Here is a 2,053-nt window from a genome sequence, read left to right as displayed (position 1 = left end):
TACCACCGAGTGTGCTTATCCAACTCAGGGGCGTATTTCTGCACCCAGCGGTGAGAATCGTGGTGTGATCGACTGGCACACCCCGCTCGGTCATCATCTCTTCGAGGTCGCGGTAGCTCACGCCGTAGCGGCAGTACCACCGCACCGCCCACAGGATGATGTCACGGGGGAAGTGACGACCGGAGAAGATGCCCATGGCCGTGATTATTTCACGTCAATCTTCCTACTGCCCCAACTTTGCAACAGCACCCATTGGATTGGGGTTCCACAAAGCTATGTGAAAGGGCGCGCTCGCCCGTACGTCCAGGCAGCGCACCTTCTGTCCGCCGTGCACTATGTGCGATCGGAGTTAGCGGTCGCTGATAAACCTTTGGCCATAGAGCTCAAGGCAGGGTTTCGAAAGGTCGACGATCCCGTCTCAAAAAGATTCGCTATTTAGCGCTTGACCTCAAGGGTCATCGCCGCAAAAACGCGCTAACGGCTTCAGTCAAAACGCCTATCCACATCGATTCGGGTACGTTCAACGCTTGCTCTGTCAACAGATGTCAGCATTGGGAGCCTTTTCCTCTTCATTCGGAAACCGAGTCGCTTCACATAGGAGTCGGTCTCGGTGCCCAAATTTTGCTTTGCAGTGTCGAGAGATACCTCGTAGTAGGCGTTCAACTCCTTCCCCTGCTTCCTAATCGCCTCCACGTTGCGCTTAAGTTCTTCATGTTTGTCTGGAGGATGAACACCCAGCACCACAGGAATGTAATCGTAAAGAATAATGCCCAATTTCACGAGGAAATTTAGCAGCGTCGCTCTCACGGCACGCTCCGTGACCGTTAGCTCAACTCTCGGGAACAGTCTGAGTGCAAGCTCGGCACTCGCAACAAACTCGCCTAGAGACCTCTCCAAGGCTTCCAAGTCACGTGGCTCCTCAAGCTTCACCGCCGAAAGGGCCAACGTCGCTTTCTGAAAAACCATCAGCATCTCTGCAACCACGATGCGTTGCTCCGCACGCAGCTGGGCCTGGATGCTTATTCGGTTATTGCGGTTATCGGAGAGGATGGTCAATGCCGCGCCGATAAGTCCGCCTCCGACAAAGGTCCCGATAGTGGTCAGTGTTGGCATACCTGAATCCTAGACGCACGGATTGGCCCGCTTGTACATATGAATCGGATAGAGTGCTGCTACTTGTTCCCCTCAAACTGCGCTTACGCCTCCCGCATATCTGTCTCTCGGTCCAACTGCCTAAACGGATAGAGGGTGTCAGGAAGTTTGTGTGTGAGGCTCTGATTGAGAGGGAGTTTCACCGATAATGACTACGGTGTCACCGAAGAAAAACCATGACCCGGCGAGGGTCAACGAGATCAGCGAGAAGCTGATGGAAAATCCTGAGCTGGCTAGCCTGATCAGCGAGCTGTCGACCACTGCTGATGATGCCAGCGAGCTGGTCAAAGGCCTGCTGCAGGCATCAATCAACGCTGGTCTGCAGGCGGAGATGGATGCGCATTTGGGCTATAGCCATTCCGACCGTAAAACCAAAGCCCAGGTTGAACCCACACACGGCGGCAATCACCGCAATGGGTCGTACACCAAGACCGTCAATTCTGGCTACGGCGCGGTGGAAGTGACCGTGCCCAGGGATCGTGCCGGCACGTTTACTCCGAAGATGGTGCCCAAGGGCGCACGTCGGCTCACAGAACTCGACGACATGATCGTCTCGCTATACGCCGGCGGGATGACAGTGCGCGATATACAGCACCACCTTGCGACCACGCTCGGGGTGGATATGAGCCCGGATACCATCAGCACCATTACCGATGCGGTGTTAGACGAGGTCATGATCTGGCAAAACCGCCAGCTCGACGAGTTCTACCCAGTGATCTTCCTCGACGCGCTACGCGTGAAAATCCGTGACGGCCACCGCGTGGTCAACAAAGCCTGCTACATGGCGGTTGGTGTCGACATGGACGGCATCAAACACATCCTGGGATTGTGGATCGCAGACAACGAAGGTGCCGCATTCTGGGCATCGGTGTGCGCGGATCTGGCCAACCGCGGTGTCCAG

2 protein-coding genes and 1 pseudogene are annotated in these 2,053 nt (G+C 55.6%); 1 reads left to right on the top strand and 2 read right to left on the bottom strand.

Features of this window, described 5'->3' with window-relative positions; genetic code table 11:
- Together HMPREF0298_RS00505 and HMPREF0298_RS00500 are read right to left on the bottom strand one after the other, a co-directional pair.
- Positions 1-196 (bottom strand): annotated as a pseudogene (locus HMPREF0298_RS00505) (IS6 family transposase); the annotation flags it as partial.
- A gap of 287 nt (positions 197-483) precedes the next feature.
- Positions 484-1,113 (bottom strand): hypothetical protein, encoded by a 630-nt coding sequence (locus HMPREF0298_RS00500; RefSeq protein WP_006839105.1) that lies wholly within the window; start codon positions 1,111-1,113, stop codon positions 484-486.
- A gap of 187 nt (positions 1,114-1,300) precedes the next feature.
- On the opposite strand from HMPREF0298_RS00500, the gene HMPREF0298_RS00495 reads away from it, so the two are divergent.
- Positions 1,301-2,053: IS256 family transposase (locus tag HMPREF0298_RS00495; protein ID WP_006839104.1), on the top strand; the 753-nt coding region annotated here is incomplete at its 3' end.

The organism is Corynebacterium lipophiloflavum DSM 44291 (assembly GCF_000159635.1).
Taxonomy (GTDB): Bacteria; Actinomycetota; Actinomycetes; order Mycobacteriales; family Mycobacteriaceae; genus Corynebacterium; species Corynebacterium lipophiloflavum.
This window is presented reverse-complemented; position numbering and strand designations above follow the sequence as displayed.

Bases quoted from the DNA above. Each gene is read 5' to 3' on its own strand.
- HMPREF0298_RS00500 (WP_006839105.1), bottom strand. From the start codon at position 1,113: ATGCCAACACTGACCACTATCGGGACCTTTGTCGGAGGCGGACTTATC.